Raw genomic sequence first — 21,378 nt, 5'->3', positions numbered from 1 at the left:
TGGCATAAATGAAAAAAAACTTGAAATACAATCTAACATGGTTGCTACTTACGTTGGTCATCTATTTTGGTTTATTTGGTTTGTATAATGGTGGCTTTATAAATATTTTTACAGATGCGATTATTGTCAATATCGGTATTAATATTATTTTGGCAGTCAGCTTGAACTTAATTATTGGTTTTTCTGGTCAATTCTCATTAGGACATGCTGGATTTATGGCAATTGGCGCATATGCTAGTGCGATTATTACGACTAAGAATCCTACTTTTGGTGGCTTTTTGCTAGCGATTATCGTAGGTATGATTATTGCAGGCGTTGTCGCATTTGTAGTCGGAACACCAACATTGCGTTTAAAAGGGGATTACCTTGCCATTGCAACACTAGGTATTTCTGAAATTATTCGGATTCTTATAGTAAACAATAGTTGGTTAACAAATGGACCTTCAGGAATTTTTGGTATTCCAGAATTCAGTAATTGGCAGTTGGTATTTATTTTTGCTGTATTGACTGTTGTATTTGTTTCAAACTTCATTAATAGCGGTGGAGGTCGTGCGACTCTTTCAGTCCGAGAAGATGAGATTGCTGCAGAATCGATGGGAGTCAATACAACCAAATTTAAAGTAATTGCCTTTGTGTTTGGTGGCATGTTGGCAAGCTTGGCCGGGACACTCTATGCTAGTTATCAACAATCTGTATTCCCAAGTGATTACACCTTTAATAAATCCATTGATATTTTAATTATTGCGGTATTTGGTGGTTTAGGAAGTACGACTGGTTCTGTATTGGCAGCTATTGTTTTAGGTGTTTTAAATATGTACCTGCAAGATTTTGGTAGCTTGCGAATGATCATTTACGCATTAGCATTAATTGGTATTATGATTTTTAAACCAAGTGGATTATTAGGCACTTGGGAGTTCTCAATCAAACGCTTGTTCAATCGTTTTAGCAAAAAGGGAGGCGACTTAGATGGCACTTCTAACGGTAAATAATTTAACGAAAAATTTTGGTGGTCTGGCGGCCGTCTCCCATGTCTCCATGTCAGTTGAAGAAAATGAATTAATAGGATTAATTGGTCCGAATGGAGCAGGAAAAACGACATTATTTAACTTATTGACGGGTGTATACGAGCCTAGTTCAGGTGATGTGTTATTAAAAGTTGGTGGCAAAGAAGAACGATTAAATGGCATAAAACCTTATAAGGTTGCTGATCTTGGCTTGTCTCGGACATTTCAAAATATTCGTTTATTCAAAGACTTAACAGTATTAGACAATGTTTTAATTGCAATGAACTCAAAAAATAAAGAAGGTTTCTTAACAAGTGTCTTCAGGTTACCTAAATTTTATCGTACAGAAGAAATGATGACCACAAAAGTAAAAGAGCTTCTTCAGATTTTTGGTCTTGATTCTAAGATGGATACCCTAGCAAAAAATCTGCCTTATGGGGAACAACGGAGATTAGAAATCGTTCGTGCCTTAGCAACGCAACCAAAAATTTTATTTTTAGATGAGCCGGCAGCGGGCATGAATCCTCAAGAAACTGCAGAGTTGACCCAGCTGATCCGAAAAATCCAACGTGAATTTCAAATTACTATTGTCTTAATCGAGCACGACATGAGCTTGGTTATGGATGTATGTGAGCGAATTTATGTATTAGAATATGGTCAAGTCATTGCACATGGTACCCCCATAGAAATTAAAAATAATCCTAGGGTCATTCAAGCATATTTAGGGGGAGATTTATAATGTTAGAGATCGAAAATTTATCTGTCCACTATGGTATGATTCAAGCCGTTCACGATGTGTCTTTTCATGTCGAAAAAGGTGAAATAGTATCATTAATTGGTGCCAATGGAGCAGGAAAAACAACCATCCTTAGAACGATATCAGGTTTGACTCGTTCTTCGAAAGGAAAAATTTCTTTTGAGGGCAAAGGGATTGAAAAACAAGCACCCCAAAAAATTGTCGCATCAGGACTTTCTCAAGTACCTGAGGGCCGTCATGTATTTCCAGGGTTAACGGTTCAAGAAAATTTGGAGATGGGGGCATTTTTACGGAAAGATAAGGAAGTCAAACAAGATTATGAACAAGTCTTTTCGAAATTTCCAGTATTGAAAGAGAGAAAAAATCAAGATGCAGCCACATTGTCAGGTGGGGAGCAACAAATGCTAGCAATGGGAAGAGCCTTAATGTCTAAGCCAAAGTTATTGCTTTTAGATGAGCCTTCAATGGGCTTGGCGCCAATCTTCATTCGAGAAATTTTTTCGATTATTCAGGAAATTCAAAAGCAAGGAACAACGATTCTATTGATTGAACAAAATGCGAAAATGGCTTTATCCATTGCGAATCGAGGTTATGTTTTAGAAACTGGGAAAATCGTTCTTGAAGGTACTGGTCAAGAATTATTAGCCAGTGAAGCTGTGAAGAAAGCATACTTGGGAGGGTAAACAATGAGTGTTAGTGATTTCATGACAAAAAAAGTTGTAACAGTTACGCCAGCTACACCTGTATTTGATGCGATAGATGTAATGAAAGCTCATAATATTCACCGTCTTCCGGTGGTAGAAGAGGGGCACTTAGTCGGATTGATTACTGAAGGCGTGATTCAATCTGCATTGCCATCAAAGGCTACGTCACTAAGTGTCTATGAATTAAATTATTTAATTAACAAAACAAACGTATCAGATATAATGATTAAAGATGTTTTAACTATTCAACCGACAGCCTTATTGGAAGATGCTATCGCAAAAATGCGGACGAATAGTGTAGCCGTTTTACCTGTTTTAGACAATGGGAATTTGGTTGGAATTATTACGAATAATGATATTTTTGATGCTTTCTTAAAGATTACTGGCTATCACGAAGGTGGCACGAGAATTAGCGTCAATATTTCTAAGGATAAGTCCGGTGTAATTGCTGATTTATCAAAAATTTTAGCCGATCATCAAATGAGTATATCAACGATTGTCGTCAACAGAAAATCAGATGGCACCATTGTTGAGTTCCAAGTTGTTTCTAAACAAGTAATTAAGATCCGCGAATTATTTGAAGACGCGGGCTATCAGGTTGTCGATGCGGTATTAACGAATGTCAAATAAATTCTAACTGTGGTGACTGTTGCGACGGTCACCTGTTTTTTTTATGCAAAAGTTATGCTACACTATTCATGAGGTGGGAAAATGCGAAAAAATAAAGATACGGAAATTCAATTCCAAGAGACAACAAAAGTAATCAACGGTCAAAAATATGAAATTGGTGAACTATACTTAGGCAAGAAGAAGATTGGTGAAATCTTGACCTATGCAACCAAAGACTTTCGGGTTTTTATTGGCGATGAAAATTGCGGAAGTGCCAAAACAATGGATGACGCATTAGAATTGTTTATTCGTCAATGGAATTTACAAGATTAAAAAAATTTGATATTCTACTTGCAATGCGTTATATAATGTTGTATTATAACGAGGTCGGGTTATTCAGACAACATTGGAGGAGTAGCGAAGTGGCTAAACGCGGCGGACTGTAAATCCGTTCCTTTCGGTTCAGTGGTTCGAATCCACTCTCCTCCACCATTGGGGTATAGCCAAGCGGTAAGGCAAGGGACTTTGACTCCCTCATGCGTTGGTTCGAATCCAGCTACCCCAGTCTTGCAATAAAGAGAGTATCGAAACGTTCGATACTCTCTTTATTTTTTTATAGTTTTGTTATTTTAAAGGAGGAATTATTATGAAAATGACGAAAAAAATTAAATTGGCGATTCGGGAAGCTGCATTGGAAGTGTACGACTTATCGAAGAAGGCCTTCAATGAGTCAAAAGGAAAAAAGGTAGCAGGAACAAGATCACGATTAAAACAACAAACAATTAAATGGCATGCAAAAAATAAATAATAGTCATTCACTTTTAAGAGATTGAGCTTAGGGAGAAAACAAATGGCAGAGCAATTACCTATATATATTCAAATACATGATGATATCAAACGAAAAATAGAAGAAAATATCTGGAAAGTCGGGGATCGTATACCATCCGAACGGGAATTATCTTTGCATTTTGGCGTTAGTCGTATGACTTTACGGCAAGCGATTCAGAATTTGTCTGATGAAGGTATTTTGGAAAGAAAAGTTGGTTCTGGCACGTATGTAGCCAATCAAAAAGTTCAGGAAAAGATGACTGGAACAACAAGTTTTACTGAAATTATGTTATCCCAAGGAAGACAGCCGTCAAGCAAGGTGACTTCTTATTTTGTGACCTCTCCCAGCTCAAGTGAAATAGAAAAATTAGCTTTAAGTGAAAATCAACTTGTCTTACGAATGGAGCGAATCCGATACGCGGATGGGATACCAATTTGTTTTGAACTCGCCTCCATCCCAGAAACGCTAATCAATCAGTTTACGAAAGAGAGCATCACGAATTCATTTTATCGGATATTGGAAGATGAAGGATTTAAAATTGGGCGTGCCAACCAAACAATTTCTGCGACTGAAGCATCAGAAAAGATTGCTGAATTTTTAAATATCAAACGCGGTGACGCGGTGTTGCGACTAAGACAAGTCTCTTTTTTTGATGATGGTCGGCCGTTCGAGTATGTGCGTACACAATATGTTGGCTCGCGTTTTGAATTTTATTTAGAAAAATAACTTAATCAGCTTGTAAAATAGGATAGTCATAAAATGTTTTCAGACCATCCTCAAAACGGACGCGACCATTTAATAATTCAATTAGCTCAGCTTTAATTATTTCAGGATGTTCTGTCGAAATTGTAAGCGCAACTTCTTGTAAAAATTCGGTTGAAAGTGTGTTGATCTGTTTTGCTTCCAGAAAATAGTTGGTTTGATTGAGATTAGAATAGTCGATAAATATAGTGACAGCTGATTCTAGCCGTTTTTCGATTAGTCCAGCTTTTATTACTGCCGACTTGGTACTATGTGCATATGCACGTACTAATCCTCCCGTACCTAACTTCGTTCCGCCAAAGTAGCGTGTGACAATGGCAAGGGTATTTGTCAGCTTCTGACCTTTTAACACGTCTAGCATTGGGATACCGGCAGTTCCACTTGGCTCGCCATCATCGCTTGAGCGGTGAGTTTCAGGCGCCTGTCCTACAATGAACGCGTAGCAATTATGATTTGCTTTTGGGTGTGCCTTTTTAGTCATTGCAATGAACGATCTAGCTTCATCTTCGGATTCAATGCGATGAACTGTGCAAATAAATCGTGATTTTTTTATTTAGTTGCTCATCTGTTTCATCTTTGGCAATAGTAATATAATTAGTATTCAACAGTTCTCCTCCTTTCAAGTAAGTATAGTCAATCAGTTGCTAGTTTTCAACTTTGTAAGAGGGTAGAATTTTGAAATGAGTAAGGAGGTGACGAGAGAATGGAGCGAAAAAAGAAGTATGATGTAATCACAAACTATTTAAAACATAATGGAGGAAGTCAGATTACGTTGACGTTTACTCAATTTGATGAGCTTCTTTTTCCTTCAGTTGGTCTACCTAAAACTGCTCGAACTTCAGTGGAATGGTGGGCAAATGATTATCGTCATCCGGAAAATGGCGCGTACGCATGGTTAAACGCAAAATACGAAGTGATTCATATTAATTTAGAAAAAGAGTACGTGGTGTTTATTCCATTATTAAAATCAAATTGGTTCTTTACTGAAAAGAAATAGTTTGGAGGAAATGTAATTGAAAAAGATGATGTTGGTCTGTAGTACGGGATTAACAACGGATATATTGGTTGCAAAAATAGTCAAAATCATTTTTTCAAAAAATTTAGCTATTGATGTATCGGCGGTCAGTGGTGCCCAAGCGCTCACTGAGTATCATGAGTTGAAACCAGATATCGTTTTACTTAGTCCACAAGTTCGCTATATGAAAAAAGAGTTAGAGACGATAACGAAAAATGATCAAATTCCACTTTCGATTATTGATATGAAAGATTATGGATTGTTAGATGGGGAAACGATTTTATCCAAAGCGATGGCATTATTGGGATTGGTGATGAAATAAAGAAGAGCACAGGGTGTTCTTTTTTTTTTTGCGTATTTTTTTATGGAGGGGTGCGCATGATAGAAGTTGGAAGGCTAACTAGGTGTGAGCAATCAGAGATACCATCAGAAGGATTCAATTGTGTGGCAGTCGAAAAGAGGACTGATTGGCTCCTTTGCCATCGTTGTGGCAGCAAATCACTAGCGACTAGCCATTTTTTGCCAGCAAGTGGGAAATATTATTGTCCTGCGTGTATTCATTATGGTCGGTTAACTACGACTGATTATTTAGTATGGCAAGAAGAAACAATTGCTCCTAGAAATATAACTTACAGGTGGGAAGGACAATTAACGGTTGGACAGAAAAAAATTGCCGAAAAATTAATTACAGTTTATCAAGATAAGCGAGATAGTTTGGTATGGGCGGTGACTGGATCGGGGAAGACAGAAATGATTTTTCCTATTATCAATCATGTTTTATCCTCAGGTGGCAGAGTGGCCGTGTGCTCGCCACGAATTGATGTTTGTCGAGAGTTGTTTCCTCGTATCGCAGCAGTATTTCCAGATGAAAATGTTTTGCTTCTCCATGGTAATTCCGAAGAGTCTTACCGTTTTTCTAATTTGACTGTCTGTACCATGCATCAGTTACTACATTTTTACCATGCGTTTGATTTGCTTGTTGTTGATGAAGCCGACGCATTTCCTTATGAAGGCGATGAAATGTTACATTATGCACGAAAAACAGCGCTTAAAAAAACGGGTAGAAATTTGTTTTTGACTGCTACCCCTTCACGCTTTTTAAGTCAAAGTCTGGCAGCTGATACAGAAATATTGAAACTGCCAAGGCGGTATCATGGGCGACCATTACCTTTGCCGCAGCTTATTTGGCAAAATCACTGGGAAAACTGTCAAAATTATTTTTTTAAGAAGCAACTCATACAATTACTTGAAAGACTGATTGTGGATTCTTTTGTGCTTATTTTTTGTCCAAGCATTGCCTATATGAGGCAGCTATATCAAGAATTACTAAAAGTATATGGAGAAAGTGAGTTGATTGCTGTTCATTCTGAGGATCCAGATCGAAAACTGAAAGTAGCAAATGCAAGAAAACGAGCGTATCAGATAGTATTGACAACGACAATTCTCGAGCGTGGCGTGACGTTTGAACGAGTATCGGTCATTGTGATTGGTGCGAATCATCGTATCTATACGAAGTCATGTTTGGTACAAATAGCTGGCCGTGTTGACCGAAAAGGAGAGCATCAAAATGGCGAACTAGTTTTTATGTATAATCGTAAATCAGGGGCTATCAAAGAGGCCTTAGCTGAAATAAAGCTGATGAATCAATTAGCAAGGGAGGGTGAAGAGGGTGGAATGTAGCAATTGCAGACAACCTATTATTCGTAATCTAACCATCCTTGAGTATTTGCTTCCGATTAGATCGTCTGCTGAACTTTGTCTTGATTGCCAAAGGAAATTTCAAAAAATTCCAATCACTCACTGCCCGATGTGCTCTAGAAGTCAAGACTCAAGCAGTGTATGCCTAGATTGTCAGGCGTGGTTACGTGTATATCCGGAGATCAATCTACAGCATACCGCGCTCTATCAATACAATCAAGGAATGAAAGAATGGATGCATCGGTTTAAATTTTTAGGAGATATTCAGTTAGCAGGCACATTTTCTAAAGATTTAAGGAAGGCAATTATAAGGCAAAAAGTTGATATTATTTGCCCAATTCCTTTAGCTGAAGAACGGAAGAATATGAGAGGCTACAATCAAGTAGAAGAACTACTAAAGGCAGCAAACATTCCATATCAACTGTTATTAGCCAAAAATGAAAATGTATCACCGCAAAGTGAAAAGAGCCGAGTCGAACGGTTAAATATGGGGCAGCCTTTTCATTTGGCTAAGGAGATAAATTCAGATGCCCGTACGATATTGATTGTCGATGATGTCTATACGACCGGTCGAACAATTTTGCATGCAACGAGTTGTTTTTGGACGTATCCAAAGATAAAAATCACAACGCTTACCTTGGCGAGATAGTTTTTGAAAAATGTTAACGATTTCTTTTACTTTTCTTATTCTTTTAGTTATACTATTATTGTAGAAAGGAATAAGAGTGGTCCTTTATTTCTTTTTAATTGGTAGATGAAAGGGGCAATTGTTATGTTTAAGTATAATGTTCGTGGAGAAAATATCGAGGTTACAGAAGCAATCAGAGAGTATGTAATCAAGAAAGTTGGCAAATTGGAACGCTACTTTAGCGATGCACCGGATGCTACTGCACATGTTAACCTGAAAGTCTATTCCGATAAAACTGCAAAAGTTGAAGTAACGATCCCACTTCCATATCTTGTATTAAGAGCTGAAGAAACTTCTCCAGATTTGTATGCAAGTGTAGACTTAGTTGTTGATAAATTGGAACGTCAAATACGAAAATTTAAAACAAAAATAAACCGGAAATCTCGAGCAGTCGTTATTCCTGAAACACCAGTCATCCCTTCGAATGAAAAAGAAGAAGAAGTGTCTGAACTAGAAATCGTGCGTACGAAACGACTATCATTAAAACCAATGGATAGTGAAGAAGCGGTCTTACAAATGAATATGTTAGGTCATAATTTCTTTATTTTTGAAGATGCAGATTCGAATGGCACAAGCATTGTTTATCGTCGGAAAGATGGTAAATATGGTCTCATCGAAACAAACTAACACTTACTATTGAGCAAAGGCATCCCCAGTTAGTTGGGTGATGCCTTTTTTTTAAGTATCAAGCACTTAATCGATAGAAAATATTTCAATTCTTGACAAGTAATGATAAAATGGTTTGGAGACTTTCATATGAAATTGAAAAAGGATTGAAGGAGACTTATATACGAATGGCCAATTTGCTAAAGAAAATTATTGAAAATGATAAAAAAGAACTTCGAAGATTAGACCATATTGCTAAAAAAGTTGAATCATTTGCTGAGCAAATCGCTGCTCTATCAGATGAACAATTGCAAGCCAAGACTAACGAATTTCGTCAACGTTTTAAAGACGGAGAGACATTGGATCAATTATTACCTGAAGCATTTGCAGTTGTGCGTGAAGCTGCCAAGCGTGTACTTGGCTTGTACCCATATCATGTGCAATTAATGGGTGGGATTGTTTTACACGATGGCAATATTCCTGAAATGCGTACTGGTGAAGGGAAAACTTTAACAGCGACAATGCCGGTATACTTAAATGCTTTATCTGGAAAAGGCGTGCACGTCGTAACTGTGAATGAATACTTGGCAACACGGGATTCTACCGAGATGGGGGAATTGTATAATTTCTTAGGAATGACAGTCGGATTAAATATCAATTCGTTGTCATCAGAAGAAAAACGAGCTGCATATGCTTGCGATATCACTTATAGTACAAACAATGAATTAGGATTTGACTATTTGCGTGATAACATGGTTGTTTATCGTCATCAAATGGTTCAAAGACCATTAAATTATGCAATTGTCGATGAAGTTGACTCGATTTTAATTGATGAAGCACGTACACCATTGATTATTTCTGGTCAAGCAGAAAAATCAACGGCACTATACATTCGTGCAGACAATTTCGTTAAAAAGTTAAAAGAAGAAGACGATTTTAAAATCGATTTGCAATCCAAAACCATTGCGTTTACTGAACAAGGTATCGAAAAAGCAGAAGAAAACTTTGGCTTGACTAACTTATACGATATCGAAAACACTGCATTAACGCATCACTTGGATCAAGCGTTACGTGCCAACTTTATTATGATTCGTGACATTGACTATGTCGTGCAAGAAAATCAAGTTTTAATTGTCGATCAATTTACTGGTCGTATTATGGAGGGTCGTCGCTATTCAGATGGATTACACCAAGCAATCGAAGCCAAAGAAGGTGTCGAAATTGAGGACGAAACAAAGACGATGGCGACAATTACTTTCCAAAACTTCTTTAGAATGTATAAGAAGCTTGCTGGAATGACCGGTACAGCCAAGACTGAGGAAGAAGAATTCCGTGAGATTTATAACATTCAAGTGATTCAAATTCCGACGAATCGTCCAGTTATCCGGGATGATCGTGCTGATTTGCTTTATCCGACTTTGGAAAGCAAATTTACTGCCGTAGTCCAAGATATTAAAGAGCGCTATCGCAAGGGGCAGCCAATTTTAGTGGGGACTGTCGCCGTCGAAACATCTGAATTACTGTCAAACTTACTGAATAAAGAAAACGTACCTCACGAAGTCCTAAATGCTAAAAATCACTTTAAAGAAGCGGAAATCATTTTAAACGCTGGTCAAAAAGGCGCTGTAACGATCGCCACAAATATGGCTGGTCGTGGAACAGATATTAAATTAGGCCTAGGTGTCGCAGAAGTTGGTGGACTAGCAGTAATCGGTACTGAACGTCATGAGTCAAGAAGAATCGATAACCAGCTGCGTGGTCGTTCAGGACGTCAAGGAGATCCTGGTGTATCACAATTTTATCTTTCTTTAGAAGATGACTTAATGAAACGTTTTGGTTCAGAGCGTATCAAATCATTTTTAGAACGTCTAAAAATAGATGAAGAAGATGCCGTGATTCAAAGTCGTATGTTGACCAAACAAGTAGAGGCTGCTCAAAAACGAGTAGAAGGGAACAACTATGATACGCGGAAAAATGTCTTACAATACGATGATGTGATGCGTGAACAGCGTGAAGTCATTTATAAACAAAGACAACAAGTTATTATGGAAGACAAAACGCTTTCAGATCAGTTATTAGGTATGGTAAAACGGACGATTGATCGAATGGTTGACAGCCATACTCAGTTGGATCAAAAAGAATGGAATTACGAGGGCATCGTTGATTTTGCAAGTAGTACATTGGTCCATGAAGATAGCATCAGTGTCGATCAATTAAAAGGGAAAACAGCACAAGAAATCAAAGACGATCTATACAGTCGCGCGAAAGCTATTTTTGATACCAAGTCTGAACAACTAAATAGCCCAGAGCAATTGCTTGAGTTTGAAAAAGTGGTTATTTTACGCGTAGTTGACTCGAAATGGACCGACCATATCGATGCGATGGATCAACTGCGTCAATCGATTGGTTTGCGTGCATATGGTCAAAATAATCCATTGGTTGAGTATCAAACAGAAGGATATTCGATGTTTGAAGCAATGGTGGGTGCAATTGAATATGAAGTAACGCGTCTCTTCATGAAGGCTGAGATTCGCCAAAATGTTCAACGTGAGCAAGTAGCACAAGGCGAAGCAGAGGTAGAACAAGAAGAAACGGTGGAACCACAAAAACCAGTCAATGTCCAAAAAGTTGGTCGTAATGATCCTTGTCCATGTGGAAGCGGGAAAAAGTACAAAAATTGTCACGGTAAAGGCATGTAAAACGCCACATTAAGCTGGTCAGCAGTCGTTGTCCAGCTTTTTTTTGTCAAAGAATAATTGGAGGAAACATCATGGAAATTTCAGAATTAAAAAATGAACTAGCTACAATGCAAACACAAATTAATAGTTTTAGGGGGTCTCTTTGACTTAGATAAGTTGGAAGAAGACATTGCCGAGGCAGAAAATCGTATGGCTGAGCCTGGATTTTGGGATGATACACAGTCAGCACAAAAAGTTATTAATGAAAATAATAGTAATAAAGAAGCGTTCGATCAATTTCATGAATTGGCAGATGAACTTGAAGAATTGGAAGTTTTACTGGAAATGATTCAAGAAGAGCCAGATGATGAGATGGAGCAAGAGTTAGCCACACGTGCCTCTGAGCTTTTGGGTAAAATGAGCGCCTATGAGCTAGCGATGTTACTAGATGGACCGTATGATCATAACAACGCGATTATTGAACTGCATCCTGGTGCCGGTGGGACTGAATCCCAAGACTGGGGCAGTATGTTACTAAGAATGTACCAACGCTGGGCTGATAAGCGTGGATTTCAAGTAGAGACACTTGACTATTTGCCTGGGGATGAAGCAGGGATTAAGAGTGTGACGCTATTAATCAAAGGACGAAATGCCTTTGGTTACTTGAAATCAGAAAAAGGTGTTCATCGGTTAGTTCGGATTTCTCCATTCGATTCCGCAAATCGTCGTCACACTTCTTTCTGTTCAGTGGATGTCATGCCTGAACTAGATGATACCATTGATATTGAGATTAACTCAGATGACCTAAAAATCGATACCTATCGTGCGAGTGGTGCCGGTGGACAGCATATCAACAAAACGGAATCTGCTGTCCGTATTACGCATATTCCGACTGGGACAGTGGTCGCCAGTCAAGCGCAACGGTCGCAATTGAAAAATAGAGAACAAGCGATGGGGATGTTGAAAGCCAAACTCTATCAGTTAGAGGTTGAAAAACAGGAACAAGAAGCAGCGGCATTGAGAGGGGAACAAATGGAAATCGGCTGGGGATCACAAATTCGCTCGTATGTCTTCCATCCCTACTCTATGGTTAAAGATCACCGTACCAATTTTGAAACTGGAAATGTACAGGCGGTCATGGATGGAGACATCGATGGTTTCATCGACGCCTACCTCAAACAAAAATTAAATCGAGCGTAAAAAAAGTTAACAAATTGACATCTGATTGTAACTTGCTGAAAATCGGTTGCAATAATGCAATGCTATACTGTCTCAGTACAAGGAAAGGAATTGAGAAAAGCCATGATTGAAATGCAGGATGTTTTGAAAAAATATTCAAACGGGACAACCGCCATCCGAAATATATCCGTATCGATTAATCAAGGTGATTTTGTCTATGTTGTAGGCCCATCAGGAGCTGGTAAATCGACATTTATCAAATTGATGTATCGAGAAGAAAAAGCAACCAAAGGAACGCTGAAAGTTGCCGGTTATGACTTATTAAAAATAAAAAATCGCGACATTCCTTATTTGCGAAGAGAAATAGGGGTTGTTTTCCAAGATTATAAGTTATTATCTAAAAAAACAGTCTACGAAAATGTTGCATATGCCATGCAAGTAATTGGCAAAAAGCCAAAAGAAATAAAAAAACGGGTCATGGAAGTATTAGACCTAGTCGGATTGAAGCACAAAGTTCGCGTCTTTCCGAGTGAGCTTTCTGGTGGGGAACAACAGCGTGTAAGTATCGCGCGAGCAATTGTCAATATGCCGAAAGTGTTAATCGCTGATGAACCAACAGGAAATTTGGATCCCGAAAATTCATGGGAAATCATGCGACTATTAGATCGTATCAATTCTCAAGGGACAACGATTGTCATGGCGACTCATAATAGTACAATCGTAAATACGATTCGTCACCGTGTGATTGCTATTGAAAATGGACGCATTATACGAGATCAGGCGGAAGGAGAGTATGAGTACGATGATTAGAAGGTTTTTCCGCCACTTATTAGAGAGTATGAAGAGTCTAAAGCGAAATGGCTGGATGTCGATTTCATCGATTAGTGCAGTTGCAATTACCCTTAGTCTATTAGCTATTTTTGCGGCAATTATCTTAAATGCTGTTAAGTTGGCTGATGACATGGAAAACAATGTAGATGTGTCAGTTTTTGTGGTGACTGGTGCGAACGATGATGACAAAAAAGAACTTGAGAAAGAATTAAAAGCCATTGACCATGTCAAAACGGTGACTTTTTCTAGTAAAGATGATCAATTAGAAAAAATCAAAGGTAGCTATGGAAAATCATGGGATTTGTTCGAACAAGACAATCCGCTCCATGATGTCTATATTGTCAGTGCCACGGATCCGCAATATGTTAAAAGTATTACGGCTTCTGCCAAAAAATTAACTACCTATGTCCAAGATGCTCGCTATGGAGATGACCTATCTGATAAAATATTTAGCATCGCCAAAGGAGTGCGTACGTGGGGATTAGTAGGCTCCATTTTGCTGTTATTCATTGCAATGTTTTTAATTTCAAATACCATTCGGATTACCATATTGTCTCGCCAACGTGAAATTCAAATTATGCGTTTAGTGGGAGCTAAAAATAGTTATATCCGCTGGCCATTCTTCTTAGAAGGTGGTTGGATTGGTTTGTTAGGCGCAGTGATCCCGGTCTTAATTATTGTATTTGGTTATCAGAAGTTCTATGCAGTGGCCAACCCAATTATGTTGCGTTCGAACTATTCACTGGTCACACCAAATGAATTCATGGTACCAGTCGCAGTCGGTGTCCTTTTAATAGGGGTGGTGATTGGTTCGATTGGATCAGTCATTTCAATGCGACGGTTCTTAAAAGTATAATTTTTATTCTATCCGGATGAAGTCTAAAGATGGAGACATCTTTTACTTGATCCGGAATTTTTTGTGAGTGAAGTTGTGAGAGAATACTTGCAACAAGTCAAGGCTTTAGGTAAACTAGATAAGATTCAATTAGATGGAGGTAGAAATAATTATGGCGAAGCCAACAATTGCAATCGTGGGACGACCAAACGTCGGAAAATCGACAGTATTCAACCGAATTGCTGGAGAAAGAATCTCGATTGTCGAAGATACACCAGGTGTTACGCGTGACCGGATCTACGCGACCGGAGAGTGGCTTGGAAAAGATTTTAGTATTATTGATACAGGTGGAATCGATTTAAGTGATGAGCCGTTTATGGAGCAAATCAAGCATCAAGCAGAAATTGCGATTGATGAAGCAGATGTGATAGTCTTTGTAACGAGTGCACGTGAAGGAATTACCGATGCGGATGAATCAGTAGCGCATCTATTGTATCGTAGTAAGAAGCCAGTCATTTTGGCGGTAAACAAAGTAGATAATCCGGAAATGCGCGCAGAAATCTATGAGTTTTACTCATTGGGCTTAGGCGAACCCTATCCTATTTCAGGAAGCCACGGCCTTGGTCTAGGCGATGTGTTGGATGAAGCTGTGAAACATTTTGGCGAAGATACGGAAGAAGAGGACGATTCGACGATTCGCTTCAGTCTGATTGGTCGACCAAATGTCGGTAAATCTTCTTTGATTAATGCAATTTTAGGAGAAGATCGCGTCATTGTTTCTGATGTTGAGGGAACAACAAGAGACGCCATCGACACTCATTTTACAAGTGAGTCTGGTCAGGAATTCACGATGATCGATACAGCAGGTATGCGTAAACGTGGGAAAGTCTATGAGTCTACTGAGAAATATAGTGTGATGCGTGCGATGCGTGCGATTGAACGTTCCGATGTCGTTTTAGTCGTCTTGAATGCAGATGAAGGTATTCGCGAGCAAGATAAGAAAATTGCTGGTTATGCCCACGAAGAAGGTCGAGGCATTATTATTATAGTCAATAAATGGGACCTAGTTAAAAAAGATACCAATACTATGCGTGATTTTGAGAAAGAAATTCGCGAAGAATTCCAATACCTTGACTATGCACCGATATTGTTTGTCTCAGCGATGACAAAACAACGACTAAATCAACTACCGGAAATGATTGAATCCGTAAGTATGAACCAATCTATGCGCGTACCTTCCGCTGTACTAAATGATGTCATTATGGATGCGGTAGCTATTAATCCAACGCCGACCGATAAAGGAAAAAGATTGAAGGTTTTCTATGCAACGCAAGTAGCAATCAAACCACCGACCTTTGTAATTTTCGTGAACGAAGAAGAGCTAATGCATTTTTCTTACGCACGATTTTTAGAAAACCAAATTCGCAAAGCGTTTATCTTTGAAGGGACGCCGATTCGGATCATCCCTCGCAGAAGAAAATAGTGATTTTACCATAGAATGACTGTTTTTACAAAGAAAACTAAGCGAAACAAATTGAAATGTTCATTTCGAAAAAAAAACGGTTAAAAATCCCTAAAATCCTTGATATTAAGGGATTCTTGTGATAACTTATTATCAGAATATTGATGACAGAAGTCAATATTTTTACTATTACTTGGACCACTCAAGTAATAGAAAGTTAGTAGAGAACAAGTATTGAATCAGGAGGTGAAAATATTCCATGGCAAACAAAGCAGAATTAATCGAAAAAGTTGCTGCAGCGACTGACCTTACTAAAAAGGACGCTACTTTAGCTGTAGACGCTGTCTTCTCATCAATTCAAGAAGCTTTAGCAAACGGAGAAAAAGTTCAATTGATCGGTTTTGGTAACTTTGAAGTTCGCACTCGTGCTGAACGTAAAGGTCGTAACCCACAAACTGGTGAAGAAATCAAGATTCCTGCAAGCAAAGTTCCTGCATTTAAACCAGGTAAAGCATTAAAAGATGCTGTGAAGTAATCTTTTACTTTTTGAAGATGATTGGCAAAGAGGATAGTTACTCTATCCTCTTTGTTTTATATTTAATTCATGATTGTTTTGCTTTTTATAAAATAAACTTGCTGGCGGTTTTTATTTTTAGCTATATCATGTATAATAGTACAAGTTAGGTTAGTAGCTAGATATTATAGAAAACAAAGGAATCTTTAATGAAAAACAAAAAACAAGCAAACAGTCAGAACCAAAAACATATTGATCAAGAATCGACTATTTCTGGTACACCGAGAGATGTACGACGTTCTCTACGTAAAAAAGAAGATAAACTTGTTAGAAAAATTACAATCTCCGTTCTGCTAATCATCTTGATTGTCGGTGGAGTCTTAATTTTTAATATTTATAATTATATTGTTTCGAGTCTAGAACCATTAAACGCAAAAAGTGAGCAAAAAGTGGAGGTCGTCATTCCTAATGGCTCTTCAAATAAAGCAATTGGCGAAATACTAGAAAAAGAAAAAATAATTAAAAGTGGGATGGTCTTTAATTATTATACGAAATTTAATAATTTGACGGGCTTTCAAGCAGGCACCTATCAATTTTCAGCAAGTATGGATTTAGACGCCATTAGTGAAGCATTAAAAAATGGCGATGTCACAGAAAAAACTGCTCAGGCCAAACTCACTATACCTGAAGGATACGACATCGATCAAATTGGCGATGTGATTGCTGAAAAAACAGCATTTACTAAAAATGACTTCTTATCAATAATTAGTGATACTGACTTTTTTAATACGTTATTAGCTAGTTATCCGAGTTTACTGCAAAGTGCCTCAGAAGCGACTGATGTGCGTTATCGATTGGAAGGGTATTTATTCCCTGCTACCTATAACTACTATGACGATATGACCTTAAAAGAGTTAGTAACGGCGATGGTTGCTAAGACAGATAGTGTGATGAGCAAGTATTATACGCAGATTAAGCAAAAAAATATGAGTGTTCATGAAGTATTAACCTTAGCCTCATTGGTGGAAAAAGAGGGCGTGACAGATGATGACCGCAAAAATATTGCCCAAGTATTCTTTAATCGAATTGCTGCAGATATGCCATTGCAGTCAGATATTTCAATTTTGTATTCTTTAGGTGAACACAAAGAGGACGTCACGATTAGTGATACTCAAGTGGATTCGCCATACAATTTATATACCAACACTGGCTATGGCCCAGGACCTTTTGATAATCCAAGCGAGCAATCGATTCAAGCTGTTCTCGATCCAACGGCTAATAATTATTACTATTTTGTTGCAGATACATCAACCGGTAAAGTGTATTTTGCCGCTACCTATGATGAACATCTTGTGAATAAAGAAAAATACGTAGACAATCAATAAAAAAGTCTGATGAAATGTAGATAAAGGAGTAATTACGATGGTAGAAAAAGTATATCCAATGACCTTAGAAGGTAAAGCAAAATTAGAGCAAGAATTAGAAGAATTAAAAACAGTCAAACGTGGAGAGATTATTGAGCGTATCAAAATTGCGCGTAGCTTTGGCGATTTATCTGAAAACTCTGAGTACGAGTCAGCAAAAGATGAGCAAGCGTTTGTGGAAGGAAGAATTACAACGTTAGAAACAATGATTCGCTTTGCACAAATTATTGATAATGATGGTGTCGATCAAGACGAAGTATCTATTGGAAAGACCGTTACCTTCGTTGAGTTGCCAGATGGTGATGAAGAAGAGTATACAATCGTCGGTAGTGCAGAGGCTGATCCATTCTCTGGGAAAATCTCTAACGATTCACCAATTGCTCAAGCTTTAATTGGGAAAAAATTAAATGACGAAGTGACGATTTCAACCCCTGGTGGCGATATGCCCGTGAAAATTATTAGTGTTAAATAAGTAGTTAAAAAAACTACCCTCCTAATTAAAGCGTTCCTAAAAAATCTCATTTTGGGAATGATCGTTGTTAGGTGGGTAGTTTTTTTCAGTCAAAAGTTGGATGCCAACTGAGAAGTGATTTGCTACATTAAAGAAAAATGGGAGAGGAACCTTCAAATGAAAAATGCATGGCGCTTTTTTTTGACTGCCGAATGTCTTTTATTTGTAATTGCACTTTGGCAGTTGTTTGATACAGAGCCACTAGCAATCCTTTTCTTTTTGGGCTGTCTGAGTATTTACGGCGGAGCCAAACGCAAAAAGAAAAGCAAACGTTTCTTACAAATTATAGGTAGTATCCTAGTTATTGTTTCCTTGTTAAATAACTTTGCTGTATGGTTGATGCTTATCTTTGCTATTTTATTTGTCGGCTTAAAAGGTGTTGAAATTTCTGGTATCGAGCTTTTTCAACAAAATTGGCTAAATAAAAAGAAAATAGTGATTGTGGATACGGTTGATCCGAGCACACATGCAGCCGAAAGAACGAAGAAATCATGGATCGGTGATACTCGAATTGGGTCTGATATCTTCGAATGGAATGACATTGTGATCAGTATTTTTGCAGGGGATACGATTATTGATCTAGGCAATACGCTATTACCTAAAAAAGAGAATACAATTGTGATCCGCAAGCTTTTTGGAAAAACACGTATTTTGGTTCCGACTGGTATTGGGATTAAGTTGCAACAAAATAGTTTATTAGGGACAGTGCGCTTTGAAAAGGAATCTTTTCAGTTAAAAAATGAAGAACTAATTATTTATAGTAAAGATTACGACGAAAGTCAACGCAAGCTACATATTTTATCTGCTAATTGTGTAGGAGAGGTAGAGGTGATTCGTATATGACCAAACCCCTTCGAATCATTGTATCCTGCGTTGTCGGAGTCGCAACCTTTTTGACGCTCTTGTTGCTTGGCATGAGTATCGTCCAAGTGACGCATACCCATGATTGGTTTTTTACATTTCTCCAAATGCAAATTCTATTTATGCCCATGGTTCTGTTTTTATTGCTATTAGCTTTTAGCAGTGGCGTGGTGTTTTTTTTCATTCTAGGTTATTGTCAGCGTATGGTACTAAAACCGATTGAACAGCCATTGCAAAACTTGGCTGCTGGGAAATATGATTTTAAAATTACTAAACCTTCCATTGATTATCAGCCAATGCACGGCATTCAAGAGGATATTCAAATGATCCGCGACAAGCTACAGATGGTTTCAAAAGAGTTGCAACTGAGTAATGCACAGCCCAAACTATTTAACGGTCAGACAAAAGAACAAATTTTGACTGAAGAACGGCATCGACTAGCACGAGAATTGCACGACTCGGTTTCACAGGAATTATTTGCAGCTATGATGTTGCTTTCTGCGATGAATGAGCAAGCAAGGAAAAAACAAGTCGAAGAAAACCAGCAAAAACAACTGACAATGATTACTGATATTATAACGACTGCACAGTCAGAAATGAGGGCATTATTGCTCCATTTGCGACCAGTTAATCTGGAAGGAAAATCATTGAAGACGGGTATTGAGCAATTATTAATTGAACTACAATCAAAAGTGACAATCCAAATTCGCTGGCAAATTGCCGATTTACATTTGCCCACTATCATCGAAGATCAGCTATTTCGAGTGGTTCAAGAATTATTATCCAATACGCTACGGCATGCGAAAGCGCAAGAATTGGAAGTGTATTTAAATGAGGTAAATCAACAAATTCAGTTGCGATTTATTGATGATGGTATTGGTTTTGACATTTCTAAAGAAAAAGCAGGTAGCTATGGACTTACCAATATTCGCGAACGAATACAAGGAGTAGGTGGCACTGTGAAGATCATAAGTTTTAACAATCAAGGTACGAGTGTTGAAATTAAAGTACCAATCTTTAAAGAAGGGAACGTATCAGATGATTCGAGTGCTATTAGTAGATGACCATGAGATGGTTAGAATTGGTGTGTCGGCGTACTTGTCCATCCAAGATGATATTGATGTCATCGCACAAGCAGAAAATGGAGCAATAGGTGTTGAAAAAGCACTAGACTTACGACCTGATGTTATTTTGATGGATTTAGTGATGGACGTGATGGATGGGATTGAAGCGACCAAAGAAATTTTACATGCTTGGCCTGAAGCCAAAATTATTATTGTAACGAGTTTCATTGACGATGAAAAGGTATATCCGGCAATCGAAGCAGGAGCATCTGGGTATCTTCTAAAGACTTCCGCAGCCCATGATATTGCCCAAGCCATTCGTACGATTTACCAAGGTGGACGGGTAGTTGAACCGCAAGTATCAAATAAGCTACGAAATGAGACGAGCAATCGAAATTTTCATTTACATGATGAACTGACAAATCGTGAAAAAGAAGTACTCCAACTGATTTCAAATGGAAAGAGTAACCAAGAAATTGCAGATGAACTATTTATTACTTTAAAAACAGTGAAGACCCATGTATCCAATATTTTGTCAAAACTTGAAGTAGAAGATCGAACTCAAGCTGCGATTTATGCATTTAAACATGGCTATATAAAATAAGACAACCTACTAGGTGAACACTCAATGAGTTTGTTATAATAATTTAGAATCAAGAAATGAAGGAAGTGAACTAGTGAAACAAAACTATGCAGTCATTGGATTGGGACGATTTGGAGGAAGTATCTGTCGGACGTTAGTCGAATCTGGTCAAGAAGTACTAGCTATTGATGCCAATGAGGATCGAGTGAATGAGTATATGAATATCGCTACGCACGTGGTCGTAGGCAACGCCCAGGATGAGATGGTTCTAAAATCGCTTGGGATTCGTAATTTTGACCATGTCATTGTAGCGATTGGTGAAGACATTCAGGCAAGTATTTTGGTTACCCTAATGGTAAAAGAAATGGGCGTTCCTAATATTCTAGCAAAGGCGCAAAATGAATACCATGCAAGAGTTTTAGAGAAAGTTGGTGCAGATCGAGTGGTTCACCCAGAGCGAGATATGGGAATCCGTTTGGCACATAATTTAGTCTCTAAAAACATTTTAGACTTCATTGAATTATCTGATGAGTTCTCATTAGCAGAAATTCGTGTATCAAATCCCAAATTCTTTAATCATACCTTACTTGATTTAAATTTTCGCCAAAAGTATGGTTTAACAGTCGTTGCGATTCGTAGACCAGATGCACAAGTCATTGTTTCACCTGCTGCGGACCAAATTGTAAAAGAAAATGATAGCTTGTTAGTCATTGGAAATGCAGAAGATGTTGATTTACTCGATAAAAAATTAAATGAATAGAAGG

The 21,378-nt window shown here is 38.0% G+C and carries 25 protein-coding genes and 2 tRNA genes; 26 read left to right on the top strand and 1 reads right to left on the bottom strand.

Annotated features, from left to right (window positions below):
* Positions 1–8: 8 nt before the first annotated feature.
* The 9 genes from HMPREF9088_RS07895 to HMPREF9088_RS07860 all read left to right on the top strand — a co-directional run bounded on the left by HMPREF9088_RS07895 (position 9) and on the right by HMPREF9088_RS07860 (position 4,629).
* Positions 9–989, top strand: coding sequence for a branched-chain amino acid ABC transporter permease (locus HMPREF9088_RS07895; RefSeq protein ID WP_007208675.1), 981 nt, complete (start codon positions 9–11; stop codon positions 987–989).
* Positions 967–1,743 (top strand): ABC transporter ATP-binding protein, encoded by a 777-nt coding sequence (locus tag HMPREF9088_RS07890; protein WP_007208674.1) that lies wholly within the window; start codon positions 967–969, stop codon positions 1,741–1,743. Before HMPREF9088_RS07895 ends, HMPREF9088_RS07890 begins: the two co-directional genes overlap by 23 nt.
* Positions 1,743–2,444, top strand: coding sequence for an ABC transporter ATP-binding protein (locus HMPREF9088_RS07885; protein ID WP_007208673.1), 702 nt, complete (start codon positions 1,743–1,745; stop codon positions 2,442–2,444). Before HMPREF9088_RS07890 ends, HMPREF9088_RS07885 begins: the two co-directional genes overlap by 1 nt.
* Positions 2,445–2,447: 3 nt before the next feature.
* Positions 2,448–3,095, top strand: coding sequence for a CBS and ACT domain-containing protein (locus HMPREF9088_RS07880; protein ID WP_007208672.1), 648 nt, complete (start codon positions 2,448–2,450; stop codon positions 3,093–3,095).
* A gap of 81 nt (positions 3,096–3,176) precedes the next feature.
* Complete coding sequence (locus tag HMPREF9088_RS07875) at positions 3,177–3,407, top strand: DUF2969 family protein (protein ID WP_007208671.1); 231 nt, start codon at positions 3,177–3,179, stop codon at positions 3,405–3,407.
* A 75-nt stretch (positions 3,408–3,482) separates the two neighbouring features.
* A tRNA-Tyr gene (locus HMPREF9088_RS07870) sits at positions 3,483–3,566 on the top strand.
* A gap of 1 nt (position 3,567) precedes the next feature.
* Positions 3,568–3,639 (top strand) — tRNA-Gln (locus HMPREF9088_RS07865).
* 81 nt (positions 3,640–3,720) lie between these two features.
* Positions 3,721–3,882, top strand: a complete 162-nt coding sequence (locus tag HMPREF9088_RS11955) for a hypothetical protein (protein WP_007208670.1) — start codon at positions 3,721–3,723, stop codon at positions 3,880–3,882.
* Positions 3,883–3,924: 42 nt separating this feature from the next.
* Positions 3,925–4,629: a GntR family transcriptional regulator gene (locus HMPREF9088_RS07860; RefSeq protein ID WP_007208669.1), complete on the top strand. Its 705-nt coding sequence runs from the start codon at positions 3,925–3,927 to the stop codon at positions 4,627–4,629.
* Position 4,630: 1 nt separating this feature from the next.
* Here HMPREF9088_RS07860 and HMPREF9088_RS07855 read toward each other — a convergent pair whose 3' ends face one another.
* A complete protein-coding gene (locus HMPREF9088_RS07855) occupies positions 4,631–5,218 on the bottom strand; it encodes a YigZ family protein (protein WP_052607491.1) in 588 nt (195 codons plus the stop codon).
* Between the two features lie 150 nt (positions 5,219–5,368).
* Here HMPREF9088_RS07855 and HMPREF9088_RS07850 point away from each other — a divergent pair, with 150 nt between their 5' ends.
* The 17 genes from HMPREF9088_RS07850 (at position 5,369) to HMPREF9088_RS07770 (ending at position 21,374) form a co-directional block, all read left to right on the top strand.
* Entirely contained in the window at positions 5,369–5,662 is a 294-nt protein-coding gene (locus HMPREF9088_RS07850) for a DUF7662 domain-containing protein (RefSeq protein WP_007208667.1), read from the top strand.
* Positions 5,663–5,687: 25 nt separating this feature from the next.
* Positions 5,688–6,002: a PTS sugar transporter subunit IIB gene (locus tag HMPREF9088_RS07845; RefSeq protein ID WP_245785515.1), complete on the top strand. Its 315-nt coding sequence runs from the start codon at positions 5,688–5,690 to the stop codon at positions 6,000–6,002.
* A 56-nt stretch (positions 6,003–6,058) separates the two neighbouring features.
* Entirely contained in the window at positions 6,059–7,360 is a 1,302-nt protein-coding gene (locus HMPREF9088_RS07840; RefSeq protein WP_007208665.1) for a DEAD/DEAH box helicase, read from the top strand.
* A complete protein-coding gene (locus HMPREF9088_RS11950) occupies positions 7,350–8,027 on the top strand; it encodes a ComF family protein (protein WP_040366831.1) in 678 nt (225 codons plus the stop codon). Before HMPREF9088_RS07840 ends, HMPREF9088_RS11950 begins: the two co-directional genes overlap by 11 nt.
* A gap of 123 nt (positions 8,028–8,150) precedes the next feature.
* Positions 8,151–8,693 (top strand): ribosome hibernation-promoting factor, HPF/YfiA family, encoded by a 543-nt coding sequence (gene hpf / locus HMPREF9088_RS07830; RefSeq protein ID WP_040366828.1) that lies wholly within the window; start codon positions 8,151–8,153, stop codon positions 8,691–8,693.
* Positions 8,694–8,860: 167 nt separating this feature from the next.
* Complete coding sequence (secA, locus tag HMPREF9088_RS07825) at positions 8,861–11,371, top strand: preprotein translocase subunit SecA (protein ID WP_040366826.1); 2,511 nt, start codon at positions 8,861–8,863, stop codon at positions 11,369–11,371.
* 71 nt (positions 11,372–11,442) lie between these two features.
* Positions 11,443–12,550 (top strand): peptide chain release factor 2 gene (gene prfB, locus HMPREF9088_RS07820; protein ID WP_143139649.1). Its coding sequence is split into 2 segments (ribosomal slippage): positions 11,443–11,514 and positions 11,516–12,550, totalling 1,107 coding nucleotides; the frame shifts between segments, so codons are not numbered across the junction.
* A 102-nt stretch (positions 12,551–12,652) separates the two neighbouring features.
* Complete coding sequence (gene ftsE, locus HMPREF9088_RS07815) at positions 12,653–13,339, top strand: cell division ATP-binding protein FtsE (RefSeq protein ID WP_040366823.1); 687 nt, start codon at positions 12,653–12,655, stop codon at positions 13,337–13,339.
* Positions 13,332–14,216: a permease-like cell division protein FtsX gene (gene ftsX / locus HMPREF9088_RS07810; protein WP_007208659.1), complete on the top strand. Its 885-nt coding sequence runs from the start codon at positions 13,332–13,334 to the stop codon at positions 14,214–14,216. The genes ftsE and ftsX overlap by 8 nt, the downstream gene beginning before the upstream one ends.
* A gap of 151 nt (positions 14,217–14,367) precedes the next feature.
* Entirely contained in the window at positions 14,368–15,678 is a 1,311-nt protein-coding gene (gene der, locus HMPREF9088_RS07805) for a ribosome biogenesis GTPase Der (RefSeq protein WP_040366821.1), read from the top strand.
* A 238-nt stretch (positions 15,679–15,916) separates the two neighbouring features.
* Positions 15,917–16,192 carry an HU family DNA-binding protein gene (locus HMPREF9088_RS07800; RefSeq protein ID WP_007208657.1) on the top strand — a complete coding sequence of 92 codons (276 nt, stop codon included), beginning with the start codon at positions 15,917–15,919 and terminating at the stop codon, positions 16,190–16,192.
* 188 nt (positions 16,193–16,380) lie between these two features.
* Positions 16,381–17,556 carry an endolytic transglycosylase MltG gene (gene mltG / locus HMPREF9088_RS07795; protein ID WP_007208655.1) on the top strand — a complete coding sequence of 392 codons (1,176 nt, stop codon included), beginning with the start codon at positions 16,381–16,383 and terminating at the stop codon, positions 17,554–17,556.
* A gap of 37 nt (positions 17,557–17,593) precedes the next feature.
* Positions 17,594–18,067, top strand: a complete 474-nt coding sequence (greA, locus tag HMPREF9088_RS07790; RefSeq protein ID WP_007208654.1) for a transcription elongation factor GreA — start codon at positions 17,594–17,596, stop codon at positions 18,065–18,067.
* A 156-nt stretch (positions 18,068–18,223) separates the two neighbouring features.
* Positions 18,224–18,949, top strand: a complete 726-nt coding sequence (gene liaF, locus HMPREF9088_RS07785; RefSeq protein ID WP_040366818.1) for a cell wall-active antibiotics response protein LiaF — start codon at positions 18,224–18,226, stop codon at positions 18,947–18,949.
* Positions 18,946–20,031, top strand: a complete 1,086-nt coding sequence (locus HMPREF9088_RS07780; RefSeq protein ID WP_007208652.1) for a sensor histidine kinase — start codon at positions 18,946–18,948, stop codon at positions 20,029–20,031. The genes liaF and HMPREF9088_RS07780 overlap by 4 nt, the downstream gene beginning before the upstream one ends.
* Positions 20,006–20,635 carry a response regulator transcription factor gene (locus tag HMPREF9088_RS07775; protein WP_007208651.1) on the top strand — a complete coding sequence of 210 codons (630 nt, stop codon included), beginning with the start codon at positions 20,006–20,008 and terminating at the stop codon, positions 20,633–20,635. The genes HMPREF9088_RS07780 and HMPREF9088_RS07775 overlap by 26 nt, the downstream gene beginning before the upstream one ends.
* 73 nt (positions 20,636–20,708) lie before the next feature.
* Positions 20,709–21,374, top strand: coding sequence for a potassium channel family protein (locus tag HMPREF9088_RS07770; RefSeq protein ID WP_007208650.1), 666 nt, complete (start codon positions 20,709–20,711; stop codon positions 21,372–21,374).
* The last annotated feature ends 4 nt before the right edge of the window (positions 21,375–21,378 follow it).

Origin of the sequence: Enterococcus italicus DSM 15952 (genome assembly GCF_000185365.1) — a bacterium.
GTDB classification, from domain to species: Bacteria; Bacillota; Bacilli; order Lactobacillales; family Enterococcaceae; genus Enterococcus_G; species Enterococcus_G italicus.
Note: the sequence above shows the minus strand (reverse complement) of the source record. Positions and strands in the feature narration are given on the sequence as shown.